Here is a 19126-nt window from a genome sequence, read left to right on the forward strand (position 1 = left end):
GACTAACACCTTTTACGCAGTTTGTATAATGCTGCATTTAACTCGTACCCCAACAATAAAATATTCGCATTGAGCCATAAATAAAACAACAAAATCAATAAAGCTCCTATGGAACCATACAATTTGTTGTACTGACCAAAATTCTCAATGTAGATTCCGAACAAATAGGATGTAACAATAATCAATAATGTGGTAAAGAGAGCCCCAATTGAGAAAAAATTAGAATGTTTTCCTTCTTTAGTCCCAAAATAATACAAGGTGGCCGTAGCCAAATAGACCATAATAACAAAAAACACATATTTGGCTATATCGAACCAAAAAACACTATTGGTCCCAACTTGATATCCCCTGTCTTGCAATGCTTCCAAAAATTCCTGAACCACGTAAATTTGGAAATACCCCAATACAGCTATGGTTACAATAAGCAAAAATGCCAAAATTAAGGCAACTCCCATAGCGTACAAATACTGTCTAAAAACATTACGTGTTAATTGTTCGTGATAAGAATTCTCAAAACCTGAAAAAACGGCATTAACACCATTGGCCATTAAGGCTATGGACAATACAAATACAGAGGACAATAAACCTCCCCGTTGTGAGTCTTCAATATTTTTAAAAATATTTTGAAAGAAAAAATCAGAAGTGCTTGGCGGTAAAAAAGATTCCAAAAAATCCATAAATTCCTTTTGAAAATTCTCAATGGGAATCAACGGAATAATAATTAAAAGAAACAACAAAAACGGAAACAAGGCCATAAAAAAGCTAAAAGCTATTGCACTTGCTCTGGTTGTTAAAGCACCTTTTACTATACCAATGATGTAAAGCTCCAACAAATCATAAAACGACAAGCCTTCCAATCCCGGCAATTTTAATTGCTTAAACAAGCGCACTAAGATATTGAGTATTGGTATCTTATTAAGCTTGTCTTCAACGGGCTTAGTCATTGACAAAAATTAAAAATTAATTGAACTAAAAGCACCTATTCGGTGTTTATAAAACTATTTTATGGCTTTCAAACTTAAATCCATGTTATGAACCGAATGGGTCAAGGCACCACACGAAATATAATTTACCCCACATTCAGCATAATGTCTAATGGTCGTTTCATTGATATTTCCCGAGGACTCGGTTAAGCACTTATTCCCTATCATTTTAACAGCTTTGCGGGTATCTTCATAATCGAAATTATCCAATAAAATACGATACACCCCTTCACTTCTCAAAATTTCTTCAACCTCATGTAAATCACGTGCTTCGACCATGATCTCCAGATCTTTTCCTGTCTCCCTAAGGTACTGTTTAGTTAGTTCAATAGCTTTGGTGATACCTCCAGCAAAATCAATATGATTATCTTTAAGCATAATCATATCATAAAGAGCAAAACGGTGATTCTCTCCTCCCCCTAGCTTTACGGCCCATTTTTCCAACACTCTTATACCAGGTGTTGTTTTACGCGTATCGAGCACGCGTGTTTTCGTTCCCTTAAGGAGGTCTACAAAAGTTCTGGTTTTTGTAGCAATAGCACTCATACGCTGCATGGCATTTAATACTGTACGCTCAGCCTTTAAAATTGATTGTGATGGACCTTCAACGTACATCACAACATCTCCATAAGTAACTTCGGAACCGTCCTCTATTAATGTTTCTACCTTTAAACCTTTATCAACATAAGCAAATACCTTTTTTGCAAAATTAACGCCTCCAATTATCCCTTTGTCCTTAACTAAAAGCTTTGCCCTACCTCGAGCGTTTTCCGGAATACAAGCCAACGAACTGTGATCTCCGTCACCAACATCTTCCCGAATAGCATTAGATATTATATGTCGTACCTCATTATCAAATTGTTCTTGTGTTATCATACGCTTGATTATAGTTTGCTGCTAAAATAAGAAATTGATTTGCTATATTAAATTTTTAGAATCATGAATTTTGCACTTTTGTTAGACAAATTTTTAATTCATTGAATAGGAAATACTAATTTCGTAATATGACTATAAAACTACTCGCTATAGGGAAAACAGATAGTAAAGCTTTGCAGTTACTTATTGATGACTACAAAAAGCGTTTGGGCTTTTATATTAAGTTTTCACTGGAAATCATACCAGACATAAAGAACAGTAAAAACTTAAGTGAAACACAGCAGAAGCAAAAAGAAGGTGAACTTATCCTTAACAAACTGTCTCCCACTGATATTTTAATTCTACTTGACGAAAATGGCAAACAGTTTGATTCGGTTGGCTTTTCGGGATATTTACAAAAACACATGAACTCAGGAATCAAGCAACTGGTTTTTGTTATAGGTGGGCCTTATGGGTTTTCACAAGATATTTATGATAAAGCAAATGGGAAAATATCATTGTCTAAAATGACATTCTCCCATCAAATGGTAAGATTATTTATTATTGAGCAGCTTTACAGAGGGTTTACCATTTTAAGGAACGAACCCTACCACCACCGCTAATTTTAATATACTTTAAAGACTTCCTTTCGCTTTTGAAGCTGGTGGTCTAATTCGCTTATGGTCTTCTTTACGGCCAATTCGAAATTGCGTTCATTAGAAGTCGCAAAAATACGCGGACCTGGCAAACTTAATTCCATACTACATATTTTTCCAGAATCGTGTTGCTTACGATCTTGTTTAAAATGAACGTCTGCACTTATTAAAAATTCATACTTGTTAAATAGTTTTTGTAATTTGTCTTCGGTGTAGGCTGAAAGCGTTTCGCTTATATCCACGTGCACATATTGAATGTTAACTGTCATAATATTGAATTTTTAATGGGTTATACTTATTTCTATTTTCAAATTTAAATGGAAGACACGCAAAAAGAGCTGACATAAATCATACGAATATACCTATTTACTCTTATTACTTTCCACTTCCTTTTTATTTTTTAACGCAATCCACTTACTCATAAATTTGGTACTCTGCAAAGTATGGTGCTGTAACATTTGTCCCGTAAAATTGTGATGTCTATTTTTTTGCAAATTTATTATAGCATCTTCTATCTGCTTGAAAAATATATCTTCAAAATGTTCTTTATTGAACCGTTTATCTATAACATTAAATCCATTTTGCTGTTTACTAACCCAAAGGGTTTCATCACAATATAAAGATACCACCTTTTGTACAAAATCTTCTGGAAGATCTTCAATAAAACCATTAGGTTCTAAATCACCATAAAGTCCTTCGGCTCCATTGGTCGTCGTAACACAAGGTGTCCCATTTAGCATGGCATCAACCAATTTCCCTTTTAATCCAGCTCCAAAACGAATTGGAGCTAAACAAACTCTAGATTGTTGCATGACCAAATTCACGTCATCAACGTACCCTTTTACAAAAAAACCGTCTTCAGGAGCATTAAGTTGCGTTATCTTTTGTGACGCATAAGCACCATAAACATGTAATTCGGCATTAGGCAACTGCTGCCTAATAAGCGGCCAAATAGTTTCTTTTAAATACAGCACTGCATTATAATTGGGTTGATGCATAAAATTACCTATCGTAATAAAATGTTGCCGCTGTTCAAATTTCAGAAGGTTTTTTTCTGTCGGAGCCTCTACTCTATCCAATAAAAAAGGTAAATACCACAGTAACGAACCATCAACTTTGAAATGTGTTTTAAGCATATACATTTCAGCTTCCGAAATAATTAAACTCAAATCACTTCTGTAAATACTTGCTATTTCCCGCTTCGCCACATCATTAAACAAATAAGACAAATCAAATGGCTTCCCTTCTTTAAAAGCTTGTTGTCTCCCTTTTCGCAAACAATGTAAATCTTCTGTATCTAAAACCCGTAATGCTTCTGGGCACTGTTCTGCCACTCGCCATCCAAACTGCTCTTCCATCATAAATCTATCGAATAGTACAATGTTTGGATTCAGGTCTTTAACAAAAACATCAAAACTAGCATCATTTAGCAGTATCATTTCTTGAGAAACTCCAATCCTTCCAAGATCAAATGCATTATCACTCTTAGCACAAGGGCTTGCAAAAGTAACTACATATCCTCTTTTTTTAAATGCATATATAAGCTGCATCATTCGGCTTCCTGCAGCAGAACTTTTGGGCTCTGGCCAAACAAAGCCTATTATTAATAAAAGTTTTCCCATTTAATATTGCCAATCATTTTGCAAGACAAAGCCTTTACCTACTCTGGCTTCTTTTCCAAACTATACTTAAGGCGTACTTTTTTTGCCCAATCAACAACCAATTTAATTTGCTCATTAGTTAAACGAGCTTCCTTATGGGTCCAGGTATATGATTTTAAAGGCATGTGCTTTTCTTCGACCATCTCTATAAGTTCATCAAATTTATGATCTTTTCGTTTAATAGAATTTCCCTGCCATTTGGATACGTTAAAATGCTTTTTACCATCATTAACATGTCCCGCCATCCAATAATTTATAGGCGTAATATTATTATACCATGGATAACGTGTTACATCACTATGACAATCGTAACAACTTTCCTCCAATATCCCCTTCACATCATCCGACGGATTGGTATCCAATAAAAAAGGAGCTACCGAAGCCAAATCGCCTTCATTTTTTTGAGGCCTAAAAAACTGGGCGATGATTATTACTCCCAATACAATCAACAATATTCTTTTTTTTCTATTCACAAGTTTAAATTTTTATTATGTTAGGTTCTTTTTAGATATTTCAGGGTTCTAAAAATAATAAAATTATGCTATGACTTTAGAAGAACTTTATAAAGCTTTAAGTTTTATCAACGCATCTCGTGAGCATCGCTTAAAATATGCCAATATAGTTTTAAAAGATATAAGCCTCTTTCCAAAACTATTATCTATACTTTTTATGACTGAGGACAAGGTATCTTGCCGAGCAGCATGGGTTTTTGAGTTTGTTTGTGCTAAGTACATCTATGCTATTGTTCCACACTTAGACTCTTTTACGGAAAATCTTCACAAAATCCATCAAGAATCCGCCATACGACCAGTTGCAAAAGTTTGCGAATATATTGCTAAGGAATACTATTCCAAAAATCAAAATACCATTACGCACTTACTTACCCCCAAACACAAAGAACATATTATTGCTGCTTGCTTTGACTGGTTAATAAATGATTGTAAAGTAGCTCCTAAGGCATACGCCATGGAAACATTATTTCTCTTCGGAAAAGACAATGCATGGATTTACCCCGAATTAACCCAAATTATAGAACGCGATTACCATACTCAGAGCGCAGGTTTTAAAGCCCGAGGCAAACACATCTTAAAAAAAATCAAAAAACAATAAAGAGTTATATACAGCTATAACTACTATATTATTAAGCAAACCAAATTTTCAAATAAATCATGCCTTTAACTTCGCACTTTTAACTTCGCACTTCTAACTTTCTTTCCTATCTTTGCACCTTTAAAAATCACATCATATATGTCTTTATCATCACTTAACGCCATTTCTCCAATTGATGGGAGATACAGAAATAAAGTTAACGAATTAGCACCTTACTTTTCGGAAGAAGCCTTAATAAAATACCGTGTTTTAGTAGAAATAGAATATTTTATAGCGCTATGTAATATACCATTACCCCAACTAGAATCGATTGACAACGGGTGTTTTGAAGATTTAAGAGCTATTTACAAAACATTTTCTGCCGAGGATGCTCAAGCCATAAAAGATATTGAACGGGTAACGAATCACGATGTAAAAGCAGTTGAATATTTTATCAAAGAAAAATTTGACACGCTAGGTCTATCCCAATACAAAGAATTTATCCACTTTGGATTAACATCCCAAGATATTAACAATACCGCTATTCCGTTAAGCATAAAAGAAGCAGTTGAACAGGTTTACATTCCAGAATACACCCTTCTTTTAAACAAACTAAAAGGGCTTGCACAAGACTGGAAAGCTATTTCCATGTTGGCAAGAACGCATGGTCAACCAGCTTCCCCTACCCGATTGGGTAAAGAAATTGATGTTTTCATAACACGTCTGGAAGCACAATTTAACATATTAAAAACCACTCCCAATGCCGCCAAGTTTGGAGGTGCTACGGGCAACTATAATGCGCACCATGTTGCTTACCCCAATATTAACTGGAAAGCATTTGGGACACAATTTGTGCAAGATACACTAGGTTTGCACCATTCGTTCCCTACAACACAAATAGAGCATTACGACCATATGGCTGGTTTATTTGATACCTTAAAGCGCATAAACACTATTATTATAGATTTAGATAGGGATATATGGACTTATGTATCCATGGATTATTTTAAACAAAAAATTAAAGCTGGTGAGGTGGGTAGTTCAGCCATGCCTCATAAAGTAAATCCAATAGATTTTGAAAATAGTGAAGGTAATTTAGGAATTGCAAATGCGGTTTTTGAGCATTTATCGGCTAAACTTCCTATATCCAGATTACAACGTGATTTAACTGATAGCACCGTATTAAGAAATATAGGTGTTCCTTTTGGTCATACACTAATTGGTTTTAAATCAACTTTAAAAGGTTTGGACAAACTACTTTTGAATGAAGCGAAATTTGCAGAGGATTTAGAAAACAATTGGGCTGTTGTTGCCGAGGCTATTCAAACTATATTGCGTCGCGAAGCATATCCCAACCCTTATGAAGCTTTAAAGGGACTTACGAGAACTAACGAAAAAATAAACCAGAACTCTATCGCTAGCTTTATAGACACTTTAGAGGTTTCCGATAGTATTAAAGCCGAATTAAAACAAATTACACCTGGCAATTACACCGGGATTTAAATACAGCATGTTAAGCGACAAACAATCTCTCATACTATGTGGCATTACAGCCTTAAGCATTTTTTTGTTTGGGATATTGGAAATTCTGGACAATTTTATTGTTCTAACATTCCTTAGTATAGTCTTCTTGTCCATTATCGCTAATATGTTATTTGTGCACTCTAAATCGGAAACTGAAGATGATGGTGAACACAAAAACAAACACGACATAAAATAATAAAAGGCTGTCTTAAAAAATGAAGACAGCCTTTTTTATGAACTCTATTTTATGATCATCATTTAAAGAAATCCATGACACCTTGCAATTGGGCTTCGTCAAAATCAGCATTTTTCATAGTGCCCACTAAAGTTGCCATTTTTTGAGGGTCAATATCGTCACCCAGTATACGAATAATCCCAAAACCAATTGTTTTAGAGCTTCCAAACAACACTACCTCATCTGCCCGTTCATCAGTTCCTATATACTTAACAACTACTTTGGTTCCTTTATCACTAAATTCTATAAGATCGTTATACTTTTTATGCTTTAATATGGTTTTAACCTTATTCAATTCTGTATTATATGTTTCCATGTCCGTTTCTTTCACTTTATACCCCAAAAAGTTTAAACGTTTTACTGAATTGTAGGCTACTTTTTGATCTTCGGTAAATTGCGACTTGTCTATGTCTACCATTGACAAAGGAAGGTCTACCGATATAAAATTGCTTGTTTCCTGATGGTCTACAAAATACCGTTGTAGACTAGTTCCTTCATTACAACTAATAACAACAAGTGTAATAATTAAAACAAAGGCTATATTTTTGATTGTTAGTTGCATGATCGATAGAATATTTATTTCTTTTTTTCTAATTGTTTCCCGCCAGGAATATTCATTTTATCGGTGAGTTTTGAAATCTCGTTTAAATTGATGTTACCAGTTAGTGATACAACAACAGTTTCAACATTTCGTTGCTCCCCATTAATCTCAACCCCATTACCTTTCATAGCCTTATCGATACCGCTTACAAAAATCAAAAGTTCCTTAATATGATCGGCATCCTTGCCTTCTTTAACATAAAACTTCACTTCGGTACCACCATCTTTAACCTCCATTAGTTCTTCCAAAGAACGAGAATACGACTTGACCCATTTGGAAATATCTGCAGAAATACTACTTTTATCACTTACAATGGTTTTAAAGCTAGTAATACTATTAACCATATCCATATAAGCTTTAGCTTCAGGGTCACTAACATCTATTCCTGCTTTTGCAATCATTTGGAACATCTTAGGTTGAATGTTTACATAAGTTACTTCTGAACTTTCACTATATTTATCAAAAATATCTTTTTGTGCCAAAGCAGTTAATGGCAGTAGCATAATTGCCATTACTAATACTATTAATCGTTTATTCATTATCCGTTTATTTAATTTTATTGTTTTCATGTGTTCGGTTTTTAATGGTTTGCTTTAAAAATTATACTTGTAATGTTCTCAATTTCGTTGAGATAGCTTAATGTAGCTGTACCTTTATTTACCTCATCAAGATACCCTACAGTTGAAGCGCCTTTGTTGAAATTTTTAGAAATCATCTCTAAAGATTTTGATACTTCTTTAAAAGCCATTTCTGGATCTTTTATGGTTCCAAGATTATTGGTCGAGGCCATTTTAAAATAAACTCCCAGCATAAGAACAGCTACAGCTGCAACAGAAATCCATTTGTAATTGAATTTACGTGTAGTTTTTAATGGAACGTCTTTGGTAAATTGTTCTTGCTGATTTACCATAAAATACGTAAACAGAGGCTTGTACACTTCCAGGTGTGGTGCTACTGTATCCTGTAAGAAGTAGTTTTTAAGCACTTGTTCTTCCTTTAGGGTAGTTTCCCCGTTCTCGTATTTTTCAAGTAATTTTTCTATATTATTTAATACCATAATTATGTGTATTAGTTAATTTCTCCCGTATTGCTTTTCTTGCTCTTGACAAACTCACACGTACTGCCGTATTGTTCATATTCAACATGTCTGCTATCTCTTCAAAATCATAACCTTCTATATCCCGTAATTGAATTACCATACGTTGTTGCTCTGGTAAATCTTCAATAATCTTAGATACCCAAGATACACTGTCGTGCAATTCAACCTGCTTTTGCAAAGGCAAACTCTTTTCTTCATAATTACTATGTACAATTTTTAAATTTTGAGCCTGCTTCGATTTAAGTTTGTCAAAACAAAAATTCTTGGTCATCGTCATAGAAAAAGCTTCCACATTTTTATACTCTTGAATCTTCTTCTTATTGTTCCACAGCTTCAACAAAACCTCCTGTGTTGCATCTTCGGCCTCCTCAGTCGATACAAGTAACCGTTTTGCTAATCGGTACACCTTATCTTTAAAGGGCATTACAATATTTAAAAACTCTTGTTGAGTCATGCTTGGCTTGGTTTAGTTAAAACAACTTCTTTTCGTTATTTGGTATTACGACGAACCATCTTCCTTTTTGTTACAAATTATTTTAAAAATGAAATAATGTAAGTACTTTTAGGGTTTTATAGACTATGTTTATAAAAATATTTTGAAAAATAATTTTATATAAAATAAGCCATTGCAATTCTTGGCAAGAAAAAACAAAGCATAAACAAATGAAACTTTTAAAAGCCTCAATAATTTTATTTATAGTAGCTCTACTAACAATAAGCTGTTTTGAAGATAACGATGACAATACCGTATCGGTAAGTCAAATAAACGATTTTGTTTGGAAAGGTATGAACTTATGGTATTTTTGGCAACAAGATGTTCATGATTTAGCTGATGATAGGTTTACTTCAAATGAAGAATATGCGTCTTTTTTGAATTCTTTTTCTAACCCAAGAGACTTGTTTAATCATCTAAAGTTTAGTGAAGATCGCTTTAGTTGGATTGTTGATGATTATTTTGAACTTATAAATTCATTAAATGGCATATCTAAAGCCAATGGTATGGAATTCGGGTTAGCTCAAATCTCAGGAAGCAATAATCTTGTAGGCTTTGTCGAATATATTTTACCAGGAACAGATGCAAAAGCAAAAAGTTTGAAAAGAGGAGATTTGTTCACTGGAGTTAATGGTACAACTATAACTATCGACAATTATGTAGATTTACTATTTAGTGATGTTGACAGTTACACTTTGAACATGGCAGAATATAATGGCAACACATTAGAATCCAACGGCATAGATATCACTCTCAATAAACAGGCTTATACGGAAAACCCAATTTTAATAGCTAAAACTTTCGACTATTCTGGCAAAAAAATTGGTTACCTAATGTATACTCAATTCATTAACAATTTTGACGAACAATTAAATAATGCTATTGGGAACTTTAAATCAGAAAGTATTGATGAATTGGTTGTTGACTTAAGATACAACCCAGGAGGTCACGTTTCATCAGCTATACATTTATCAACTATGATTACTGGACAATTTGCAGGAGACCTTTTCTTAACACAAGTATATAATGACAAAATACAATCTGTAGTATCTGAAGAAGACGTAAGTGTTTATTTTCCTACTACAATTTCTGGAAATACTCCAATAAACAGCCTTAATCTTAACAAGGTTTACATATTGGCCCAAGGCTCTTCTGCATCGGCAAGTGAGCTGGTTATAAACTGTCTTAACCCTTATATTGATGTTATACATATTGGAGACACAACAAGAGGTAAAAATGAATTTTCAAGAACAATATTAGACGTTCCTTCTTGTGGTTATTTATTAGGCAATGGTTGTGACGAGGAGCCTAATCCGAATCATACTTGGGGGATTCAACCCTTAATAGGTAGAAATGCAAATGCTGATGGATTTTACCAATACACCAATGGTCTCTCCCCAGAACAAAATCTTGTACTTGAAGAGAACATACTTAATTTAGGGGTTTTAGGAGAAACTGATGAACCCCTATTATCTAAAGCTTTGCAACATATTTCAGGTAATGGAAAAATGACAGACCTAAAGCAAGAAGAAATGCGCTTTAAACCGATTACTTCATCCAAACTGCATACTTTAATTCGGGATAACATGTATATTGATACAGTCCCTAAAGAAGTTATGAATGTCATAAATCGATAACTAAAAACTATTCGTCTCACGTAATAAACATGTTTTACACTACAAAAAAGTAGGAATATTTTTTTTTGAATGTAGGTGTTTTTTTAATTTTGTTTTTAACTTAAAATCATACTTATTATGAAAAAACTGCTACTTGCTATTATATTAATTGCTTCTCAATTATCAATTGCCCAATTAGGTTCTAACGCACCTGTTCACGATGCTACCAATTTCGAATCAACTTTAAAATATATTTATACATCTAAACAAGGTAGTGGAGATTGTTATAATTATATCAATGCAGAAGTTTCTTTTGTTTCTCCTTTACCTGAGAATCATCCAGGCCCGACTTCTTCATTTGGATATTATAAATATGAACTAACTTTCTATATCTATGGAATAGATAGTGTAGGCAATGAAACCTTAGTAAAAACAAAAACTAGGTATCGAAATGATTATAATGGATACCCTAATACATCTGAGTATGGTTATACTTATTTTTTAAATAAAGGTGCGGAAACCCCATTTTTTGTTGGTGACTTACCATATATCTCATATTATACAAAAATAAAAATTACAAAGATAATAACAAATAATGATCCCGGCTATCTTATTTTTTATCCAGAGGCTCATTGGGAACAAAAAGACATATATCCTCAGCCTATTTGTGGAGGAGTAGCTTGTGCAACTAATTTTGTTGGTGGGCTTACAATTCCCGACTGTTTAGGCGGAAATGATAGTGTTGATGATAATAGTGGAAGTAATGATACTGACCCAAATTCACAACCCAACCTCACACTGTCTAAATTTACCGTTAAGATAGGGTCAACCACTTATGACACAACAGCCTCAACAAATAACATTCCAATATTTAAATATGGCGAAAATCACACTTTTAATATTACCATAAAAAATGACGATAATGGCAATGCGTCATCTTCAAACTATAAGATATTGGTTTCTGAAGAAAATAAATATCCAGCTATTGGTTCAAAACCAGTGTATGAATATCAATCTAGAAATGTTGGTGGCATTGATGGAAATTCTGAGGAATCGGATTCTTTTTCAGAATTCATCTATTCCAATATTTCATCTTTAAATTTAGAAAACGATAAAACCTATTATATGTTTATTGATATTGACCCAAATGACAATGTTGATGAATCGAATGAGAATATAAATGATAACGTTAGTGTAATACAATTTAAATATAAAAAATCTATTACAGGAAAAATCGCTTTAAAAATAAATACAAGTGGAAGCAAAATTGATGTTAACTATGAGTACTCCAACCACACCAATAATCTAAAAATACGTGATTCAAACTATAATTTAAGACATAATTCAAACATTTATGGCCCCTCTACCGAAGTAAACATTTCTTCTTACCCTTCTGGATTATATGCCATATATGTTAACGATAAATACATAAAAAAGATTGGTATCACAAAAGATTCAGATCCAAATATTATACGTTACCCTGACGAACCATAAAAAAAGAACTTCCTTTGGATATTACATAGGCCAATATTATTATAAACTCATAATATTGGCTTACTTTTTGACTACAACTCATATATTTGTAGTTATTTAAATTCTCATATGCTTATATCTAAAAACAAAACCTACTTTAACTGGAGTACTGGCAAGGACTCTGCTTTAGCATTATACCACCTATTACAGAATCCTAATTACGCTGTTGAGGAATTAATCACCACGGTTAACAGTCATTACGATCGTGTTTCCATGCATGGACTTAGAAGGCAGTTACTAGTTGCCCAAACCGAGGCCTTAAATATAAAATCTAGTTTTATCGAACTACCAGAACAACCCAGTATGGAAGTATATGAACAAAAAATGGGAGAAATGGTAGCTCGACTAAAAAGCGAGGATTTTACCCATAGTGCCTTTGGTGATATTTTCCTTGAAGACCTAAGAATCTATCGCGAAAAACAATTGGCTCAACAAGGTTTTAAAGCCGTTTTTCCCATTTGGAAACGAGACACCAAAGAACTGATCCACGAGTTTTTAGATTTAGGATTTAAAACCATTATTGTATGTGCCAATTCAAAATACTTCAACGAAGATTTTGTAGGTACTGTTATAGATAAAGACTTTATTAACAAGCTCCCGAAAGGTGTAGACCCCTGTGGCGAAAATGGTGAATTTCACACCTTTTGCTTTGATGGGCCAATTTTTAAGAATCCAATCCCTTTTAGTATCGGAGAAAAAGTATACCGCGAATACAACAACCCAAAAACCGATAATTCGATATGTAAAAGTGACAAGTATGGCGTGTGGTATTGCGATTTAACCCCATAAAAAATGCCACTAAAAATAGTGGCATTTAATAAAGTAGTTTAAGTGGCAGAAAACCGACTTTCTATAAAGTCAGTTGAAATCCTAATCTAACATTACGTCCTTTGGTAACGTAACCAGGTACATCTTCGTAATCTTCGTTTAAAATATTGTCTATCCCTCCAAAGAATTTCACTTTATTCTTTAAAGCTTTATGCCCCACATATAGATTAAATACAGAAAAAGCATCCATTGGAATTCCAAAATTATACCGCTTAGAGCTGTATTGATACGTAAGTGATGCATCGGTAGAGTTAGTTATAGTACATGCTATGCCCGCATTCGCCTTATGTTTAGCTACTCTGTTTAACAAACCATCTTTATCTTCAGTAAACGTATAGTTGGAATTAAACAGTACCCCATCTATTAACTCGGTCTTTAATTCAACTTCTACACCTTGAACTTTTCTTTTTAAACTTCCATTAATGTATTGAGCATCATCCCAAGTATTAAAATCACCATCGGCATCAAAATAAGTTATCGTATTTTTCTCTTTCCTGTTAAAATAAAGACCAGAAATGGTAGTTTTGTTAAGTAATTTAAATTCAACCCCTCCTTCAATAGTTCTATTTTCCTCTGGTTTTAAATCTGGGTTAGCTGCTATTCCTCCGCCAAATAATTGATATAATGTTGGCGTTATAAACGATGTTGCGTAGGCTCCCAATAACTTAACATAGTTTCCCTCATCCAACTTAAATACAAATGATGGATTAGCACTATAAACCAGATGTGTCCCATATTCACTATGATTGTTAAGTCTGGCTCCAACATTTAAGTTCAAACCAAAATCGGATACATAAACAGCATTTACATACGGATCGGTATTGGTGAATTTTTCTTCTTCAAAATATAGTGCCCTATTATCAATAACGTTTAAACCTACTATTGTATAAAACACTTTATTGATAACATATTTATTGTAAACATCTAAGGTGTAATTCTTAGCTTCTGAATTGAATTCACCAAAAGCAGAAATAAAAGCCCTGTCATATTCACTAAAAGCGGCGTTCAAGTGCACACTCCCGTTAGCATGTTTTAATACAGAGGTTAACCCTACACGTGCTTGCTCGCTTTTAAACACATTATTACCTTCAGTAAAAGCACCGTTATCGTAATTAGAATTAATATCCGTATAATTTCCAAAAACATTCAATGAAAATGCTTTACTAAAACGATAACCCAAATTTATATCTACTCCATATTTCGAATATGGATCTTTCTCATCTTGATCAGTGATTGCTGCCGACAACCCATCTGTATATTGCTGGTTAAATGACGTACGATACGTAAATTTGTTCAACGTTCCACCAATTGCCACGCTATTATTAAAATCAGCAATATTATAGTTTTGGTCGGCCTTAGACTGATTGGTTCCAAAACTAGAAGCAAATACGCCCTTAATTTTTTCGTTTGCTGCTTTTTTTGTGGTAATATTAATTACCGCCGTTGCCGCTCCACTACCATATAAAGTACTAGCAGCACCTTTAATGATTTCAATAGATTCAATTTGATTTAAATTTAATAGCCTAAAATCGTAATCGGCATAAATTTGTGACGGATCACCTACTTGTACGCCGTCAATAAGCACTAACACCTGTCTATTGTTTCCTCCACGAACATATACCCCTAAATTTTGCCCAGCGTTGCTCCGGCTACCGTTAATTTCAATACCTGACATAGTACTGATTAACTCTGAAATGGTTCGACCTTGGTTTCTTTCAATTTCCTGTTTAGAAATTTTAATGATTGTTTTTCCTGAATTTTCACGCTTTAACTCAAATCGTGAATCTGTGATAACAACTTCATCGAGTTGCTCTACACTAGTTGAATTAGCTTGCTGTTGCGCAAACCCAAATAATGATATACCAAAACACAGTACACCAAAAACATTTGTTTTTTTGTTCATTTAATTAACTAATTGTTCGAGAATCGCATGGACTATCATACGTAAACTTTTATCCCGAAAGTTTGACTTCATTGTTTGAATTTGGCAGGTCTCCTGACTTATTTTATGTTATTATACCTTCCCAGCATTAGCCAGTGGTTTTGAAGTTAATAACATCTTCTTTACGAAGTGCTGAAATAAACCCAGCATAAACTTACAGTTGCGGGAACAGTTCTGGAATTAACGAATTACGAAATAAAAATTATGCCTATTTGATAAAAACAGCCAAATAGTATTTCTGAATTTTGAAATCGTAAATCGTTGCACCAGATTCCCTTTTAATCCGTTCAATTAATTTTGAACAGAACCAAAATTCGCTGCAAATGTACCATCTATTTTTAATATCAAAAACAATTTTATGATGTTATTTATCAAAAAAAAGTAATCTTTGTAGCTTACAATTTCTATTAACAAATGCAATGATCTATTATATAACTGGTGGCGAACGTTCTGGAAAAAGCAGTTATGCCCAAAACTTAGCTTTATCATTTTCCAAGTCTCCAAAATACATAGCAACCTCCCGCATATGGGACGAAAACCATAGAAAAAGAATTGACAGACATATTGCAGACCGTGACAAACGATGGACATCTATAGAAGAGGAAAAAGCGATTTCTTCAGTAATAAAACCCAAAGACACTGTTGTTATAGATTGTGTAACCTTATGGTTAACAAACTACTTTGTAGACACCAAGAATAATATTGAAAAATGCCTGGAATTGGCAAAAACCGAATTCAATAAATTATTGGATATCGATGCTACCATCATCATTATTTCAAACGAGATCGGTATGGGTGTGCACGCACAAACAGAAATAGGCAGAAAATTTACAGAATTACAAGGTTGGATGAATCAACACATTGCCAAGCATGCCAATAAAGCTACCTTGATGGTATCTGGCATTCCCCTTTCTTTAAAATAACAAGTCCCAAAACCATGAATACAACCTCTAACCTAACACTAAAAAACAGTATCCAAAAAAAGATTGACCTTAAAACAAAACCTATAGGAGCGCTTGGAACATTAGAAGCACTTGCTTTAAAAATAGGACTGATACAAAATACGGAAACACCTAAAATTTCCAAGCCCACTATAGTCGTTTTTGCTGGAGATCATGGTATAGCCGTAAAGGGAGAGGTTAACCCATTCCCGCAAGAAGTAACCGCACAAATGGTATACAATTTTGTAAATGGAGGTGCTGCCATTAATGTATTTAGCAACACCAATGCTATTGACCTAAAAATTGTAGATGCAGGGGTAAATCATGCCTTTCCAAAAACCCTAAATATTATAAATGCCAAAATAGCTTCAGGTACCAAAAACTACCAAGACCAACCAGCAATGACATTAGAGCAATGCCAAAAGGCCATTGATAAGGCTGGCGATATTGTTTCTGAAATACACGGCAACACATGTAACACCATAGGTTTTGGAGAAATGGGTATTGGTAACACCTCTTCAGCAGCATTACTTATGAGTTATTTTACCCATATTCCTATTAGCAATTGCATTGGTTCTGGAACAGGACTAAATACTGAAGGCATAGCAAGAAAAAAACAAATACTTTCGGAAGTTTATAATAAATATAACCCAAAAACGCCATTAGAAGCCTTGGCAACTTATGGAGGCTTTGAAATTGCAATGCTTTGTGGAGCTATTTTAAAAGCGGCCGAACTGCGGATGACAATCCTTATTGATGGGTTTATTGTAACTGCAGCTTTATTATCGGCCCAAGCGATTAATCCAAACATTTTAGACCATTGTATCTTTGCGCATAGTTCCAGTGAACAAGGGCACACCAAGATGTTGGATTTCTTAAACGTTACCCCCCTACTATCCTTAAATTTAAGGTTAGGTGAAGGTACTGGTTCAGCACTTGCCATTCCTCTGGTACAAGCTGCCGTTAATTTTTTAAATGATATGGCTAGCTTTGAAGATGCAGGCGTGAGTACCGAAATTGATAAATCCTAAACACATTCTATCTTTAAAATACCATCATACGATGAAAAAAGAGCTTCAAATATTTTTAACTGCCATCATGTTCTTTACCAGAATTCCGTGTCCCAAATGGGTGAACCATGATAAGACATATTTAGAGAAAAGTGCCAGATACTTTTCACTGGTTGGCGTCATTGTTGGAAGCTTGGGTGCTTTGATTTTTTATCTGGCATCTTTTATTTTTTCAACTGAAGTAGCTTTAATACTTAGTATGGTCACTACAATTTATATTACCGGTGCATTTCATGAAGACGGTTTAGCCGATGTATGTGATGGCTTAGGGGGCGGATGGACCAAAGAAAAAATACTCTTAATCATGAAAGATTCCCGATTGGGCACTTATGGAGCTATTGGTATCGTCCTTATACTTGCCATTAAATTTGCTGCATTAAGGGAAGTTCCTTCCAACTACATTCCGCTAGTTATTATTGCAGGCCATAGCATAAGTCGATTTATAGCAACCACACTTATCTATACCCATCCATATGTTAGAGATACAGGAGATAGTAAAGCCAAACCTGCAGCTAAAAACATTACTCCCCAAATACTAATGGTAAGTGCAATTTTTGGCATAGCGCCATTATTTCTGTTTAAATCCCCTATTATTTTTATAGCATTAATCCCTGCTTATTTTTCAAAAATATACCTAGGTATTAAATTCAAAAAATGGCTTGGAGGCCATACGGGTGATTGTGCAGGTGCCGTTCAGCAATTATCGGAAGTTGTTTTTTATTTAAGTATTATAGCGCTTTGGAAATTTATCTAGTTAGACATACCACACCCCTTATAGGAAAAGGCATCTGTTATGGACAGAGCGACTTAGATCTAGACAATGACCATTACAAAGAATTCAAAAACATTATCCAACAGATTCCACAAAACAAAGATTATCAAGTTTTTTCTAGCCCTTTAAAACGTTGCGCCTTATTAGCCTACCATTTAAGCAACTCTCCCATATTCGATGATAGACTAAAAGAACTTCATTTTGGTGATTGGGAATTAAAAGCTTGGCATGATATTGCAGAAGAAGAACTCAATCCCTGGATGCAAGATTTTGTTAATATTTCTCCACCCAATGGTGAATCCTATTTAGAATTAGCCTCCCGAGTAAATACTTTTTTTGAAGAATTAAAGCAAGTCCAAGCAACAAAGAATATTATAATTGTAACACATGCTGGTGCCATTAGAGCTTTCCTAGCTAAGCTTTTGGCGATTGAATTAGAACAATCGTTTAAAATAAAAATGGATTATGGAGCTGTTTTTCAGCTTAAAAAAGAAAACGGTGTATTAAACCTAATAACACCTTTAAACCTTAAGAGTTAAATTGGCAAAGTTATAATTGCTAGAAACAGAAGCTCCTTCAATGGCTATATCAATTCTATTTTTAAAAAAAGGAGCATTCACAACCAAAGTATGGAACTCTCCATTTTCACCACAAGCATCAACTCCCATGGCTTCTAAGGTTTCAATGAGTGCTCCATTTATAGTTTTACCCAAAAATGCTGGTCCCATTTGTTGGTTGCAAGAAACAATGACTGCCTCTAGCCCCACCTCAATCATGTCCAAAACCAACTGACGTCTGTTTCCCTGCCATAGAGGCAATACAGCTTCCAAGTTAGCAGCATGAGACACTTTCTCTTCCCAAATCCTATGGGAATCGATATCAATATCACCAAAAACTGCATGCGACAAACTGAAAGTCTGGGATAACTGTTTTAAATTTTTAATATAATTGGCTTCATAAGCTTCCCATGTACTATTAAAAAAATGAATAGGCAGTTCCAATGCCTTGGCCTGTGCCTCTAAAACCTCTTTTGGAATACCATGTGATCGTGATCGATCACCATACTCGTTCATAACGTTTAAAAGTACAGTTGGTCTATAATTTAGCTGTATCGCTTTATAAAAGGCATAGCAGCTATCCTTACCACCACTCCATGAGCATAAAAAATTCACACGTCAAAATTTAATGCTTCAAAAGTAGCCATAGGCAAGGTAATTACAAAAAAATT

At 34.2% G+C, this 19126-nt stretch carries 21 protein-coding genes and 1 riboswitch; of the genes, 10 read left to right on the forward strand and 11 right to left on the reverse strand.

Annotated elements, in window-relative coordinates; genetic code table 11:
* Window positions 1–2: 2 nt before the first annotated feature.
* Both ABD792_RS17745 and nadC read right to left on the reverse strand, forming a co-directional pair.
* Window positions 3–944, reverse strand: a complete 942-nt coding sequence (locus ABD792_RS17745) for a YihY/virulence factor BrkB family protein (protein ID WP_345007711.1) — start codon at window positions 942–944, stop codon at window positions 3–5.
* A 54-nt stretch (window positions 945–998) separates the two neighbouring features.
* Entirely contained in the window at window positions 999–1859 is an 861-nt protein-coding gene (gene nadC, locus ABD792_RS17750; protein ID WP_345007712.1) for a carboxylating nicotinate-nucleotide diphosphorylase, read from the reverse strand.
* Window positions 1860–1987: 128 nt separating this feature from the next.
* Here nadC and rlmH point away from each other — a divergent pair, with 128 nt between their 5' ends.
* The gene (gene rlmH, locus ABD792_RS17755) at window positions 1988–2461 is read left to right on the forward strand and encodes a 23S rRNA (pseudouridine(1915)-N(3))-methyltransferase RlmH (RefSeq protein ID WP_345007713.1); all 474 of its coding nucleotides are present in this window, start codon (window positions 1988–1990) and stop codon (window positions 2459–2461) included.
* A 2-nt stretch (window positions 2462–2463) separates the two neighbouring features.
* Here the strand turns inward: rlmH and hpf are convergent, their stop codons facing one another.
* The 3 genes from hpf to ABD792_RS17770 all read right to left on the reverse strand — a co-directional run bounded on the left by hpf (window position 2464) and on the right by ABD792_RS17770 (window position 4628).
* Window positions 2464–2763 carry a ribosome hibernation-promoting factor, HPF/YfiA family gene (gene hpf / locus ABD792_RS17760; RefSeq protein ID WP_345007714.1) on the reverse strand — a complete coding sequence of 100 codons (300 nt, stop codon included), beginning with the start codon at window positions 2761–2763 and terminating at the stop codon, window positions 2464–2466.
* A gap of 93 nt (window positions 2764–2856) precedes the next feature.
* Window positions 2857–4116: a glycosyltransferase gene (locus tag ABD792_RS17765; protein WP_345007715.1), complete on the reverse strand. Its 1260-nt coding sequence runs from the start codon at window positions 4114–4116 to the stop codon at window positions 2857–2859.
* Window positions 4117–4154: 38 nt separating this feature from the next.
* On the reverse strand, window positions 4155–4628 hold the full coding sequence (locus ABD792_RS17770; RefSeq protein WP_345007716.1) for a heme-binding domain-containing protein: 474 nt from the start codon (window positions 4626–4628) through the stop codon (window positions 4155–4157).
* 70 nt (window positions 4629–4698) lie between these two features.
* Here ABD792_RS17770 and ABD792_RS17775 point away from each other — a divergent pair, with 70 nt between their 5' ends.
* Together ABD792_RS17775 and purB are read left to right on the forward strand one after the other, a co-directional pair.
* Window positions 4699–5265 (forward strand): adenylosuccinate lyase, encoded by a 567-nt coding sequence (locus ABD792_RS17775; protein ID WP_345007717.1) that lies wholly within the window; start codon window positions 4699–4701, stop codon window positions 5263–5265.
* Between the two features lie 138 nt (window positions 5266–5403).
* Entirely contained in the window at window positions 5404–6747 is a 1344-nt protein-coding gene (gene purB / locus ABD792_RS17780; RefSeq protein WP_345007718.1) for an adenylosuccinate lyase, read from the forward strand.
* A 275-nt stretch (window positions 6748–7022) separates the two neighbouring features.
* On the opposite strand, the gene ABD792_RS17785 is transcribed toward purB, so the two are convergent.
* Genes ABD792_RS17785 through ABD792_RS17800 form a run of 4 tightly spaced genes read right to left on the reverse strand, consistent with a single transcriptional unit; the run spans window position 7023 to window position 9157 of the window.
* A complete protein-coding gene (locus ABD792_RS17785) occupies window positions 7023–7565 on the reverse strand; it encodes a DUF4252 domain-containing protein (protein ID WP_345007719.1) in 543 nt (180 codons plus the stop codon).
* 14 nt (window positions 7566–7579) lie between these two features.
* Window positions 7580–8173, reverse strand: coding sequence for a DUF4252 domain-containing protein (locus ABD792_RS17790; protein ID WP_345007720.1), 594 nt, complete (start codon window positions 8171–8173; stop codon window positions 7580–7582).
* A gap of 11 nt (window positions 8174–8184) precedes the next feature.
* Window positions 8185–8661, reverse strand: a complete 477-nt coding sequence (locus ABD792_RS17795; protein WP_345007721.1) for a hypothetical protein — start codon at window positions 8659–8661, stop codon at window positions 8185–8187.
* The gene (locus tag ABD792_RS17800; protein WP_345007722.1) at window positions 8648–9157 is read right to left on the reverse strand and encodes an RNA polymerase sigma factor; all 510 of its coding nucleotides are present in this window, start codon (window positions 9155–9157) and stop codon (window positions 8648–8650) included. The genes ABD792_RS17795 and ABD792_RS17800 overlap by 14 nt, the downstream gene beginning before the upstream one ends.
* A gap of 209 nt (window positions 9158–9366) precedes the next feature.
* Between ABD792_RS17800 and ABD792_RS17805 the strand changes: the two genes are divergently transcribed.
* The 3 genes from ABD792_RS17805 (at window position 9367) to ABD792_RS17815 (ending at window position 13134) form a co-directional block, all read left to right on the forward strand.
* Window positions 9367–10833, forward strand: a complete 1467-nt coding sequence (locus ABD792_RS17805) for a S41 family peptidase (RefSeq protein WP_345007723.1) — start codon at window positions 9367–9369, stop codon at window positions 10831–10833.
* A gap of 117 nt (window positions 10834–10950) precedes the next feature.
* Entirely contained in the window at window positions 10951–12306 is a 1356-nt protein-coding gene (locus tag ABD792_RS17810) for a hypothetical protein (RefSeq protein WP_345007724.1), read from the forward strand.
* Window positions 12307–12414: 108 nt separating this feature from the next.
* Window positions 12415–13134, forward strand: coding sequence for a Dph6-related ATP pyrophosphatase (locus ABD792_RS17815; RefSeq protein ID WP_345007725.1), 720 nt, complete (start codon window positions 12415–12417; stop codon window positions 13132–13134).
* 61 nt (window positions 13135–13195) lie between these two features.
* Here ABD792_RS17815 and ABD792_RS17820 read toward each other — a convergent pair whose 3' ends face one another.
* Window positions 13196–15076, reverse strand: coding sequence for a TonB-dependent receptor plug domain-containing protein (locus ABD792_RS17820; protein ID WP_345007726.1), 1881 nt, complete (start codon window positions 15074–15076; stop codon window positions 13196–13198).
* Window positions 15077–15142: 66 nt separating this feature from the next.
* A riboswitch (cobalamin riboswitch) is annotated at window positions 15143–15442 on the reverse strand.
* A 92-nt stretch (window positions 15443–15534) separates the two neighbouring features.
* Between ABD792_RS17820 and ABD792_RS17825 the strand changes: the two genes are divergently transcribed.
* From ABD792_RS17825 to cobC, 4 genes are read left to right on the forward strand one after another with little or no spacing between them, the layout of a single operon-like run.
* Window positions 15535–16038, forward strand: a complete 504-nt coding sequence (locus tag ABD792_RS17825; RefSeq protein ID WP_345007727.1) for a bifunctional adenosylcobinamide kinase/adenosylcobinamide-phosphate guanylyltransferase — start codon at window positions 15535–15537, stop codon at window positions 16036–16038.
* Window positions 16039–16052: 14 nt separating this feature from the next.
* Complete coding sequence (gene cobT / locus ABD792_RS17830) at window positions 16053–17087, forward strand: nicotinate-nucleotide--dimethylbenzimidazole phosphoribosyltransferase (protein WP_345007728.1); 1035 nt, start codon at window positions 16053–16055, stop codon at window positions 17085–17087.
* Window positions 17088–17118: 31 nt separating this feature from the next.
* Window positions 17119–17880: an adenosylcobinamide-GDP ribazoletransferase gene (locus tag ABD792_RS17835; protein WP_345007729.1), complete on the forward strand. Its 762-nt coding sequence runs from the start codon at window positions 17119–17121 to the stop codon at window positions 17878–17880.
* Window positions 17865–18437 carry an alpha-ribazole phosphatase gene (cobC, locus tag ABD792_RS17840; RefSeq protein ID WP_345007730.1) on the forward strand — a complete coding sequence of 191 codons (573 nt, stop codon included), beginning with the start codon at window positions 17865–17867 and terminating at the stop codon, window positions 18435–18437. The genes ABD792_RS17835 and cobC overlap by 16 nt, the downstream gene beginning before the upstream one ends.
* Here the strand turns inward: cobC and ABD792_RS17845 are convergent.
* The gene (locus ABD792_RS17845; protein ID WP_345007731.1) at window positions 18420–19070 is read right to left on the reverse strand and encodes a Dph6-related ATP pyrophosphatase; all 651 of its coding nucleotides are present in this window, start codon (window positions 19068–19070) and stop codon (window positions 18420–18422) included. The genes cobC and ABD792_RS17845 overlap by 18 nt on opposite strands.
* Between the last annotated feature and the right edge of the window lie 56 nt (window positions 19071–19126).

The sequence above is a fragment of the Snuella lapsa genome (assembly GCF_039539345.1).
Lineage (GTDB): Bacteria > Bacteroidota > Bacteroidia > Flavobacteriales > Flavobacteriaceae > Snuella > Snuella lapsa.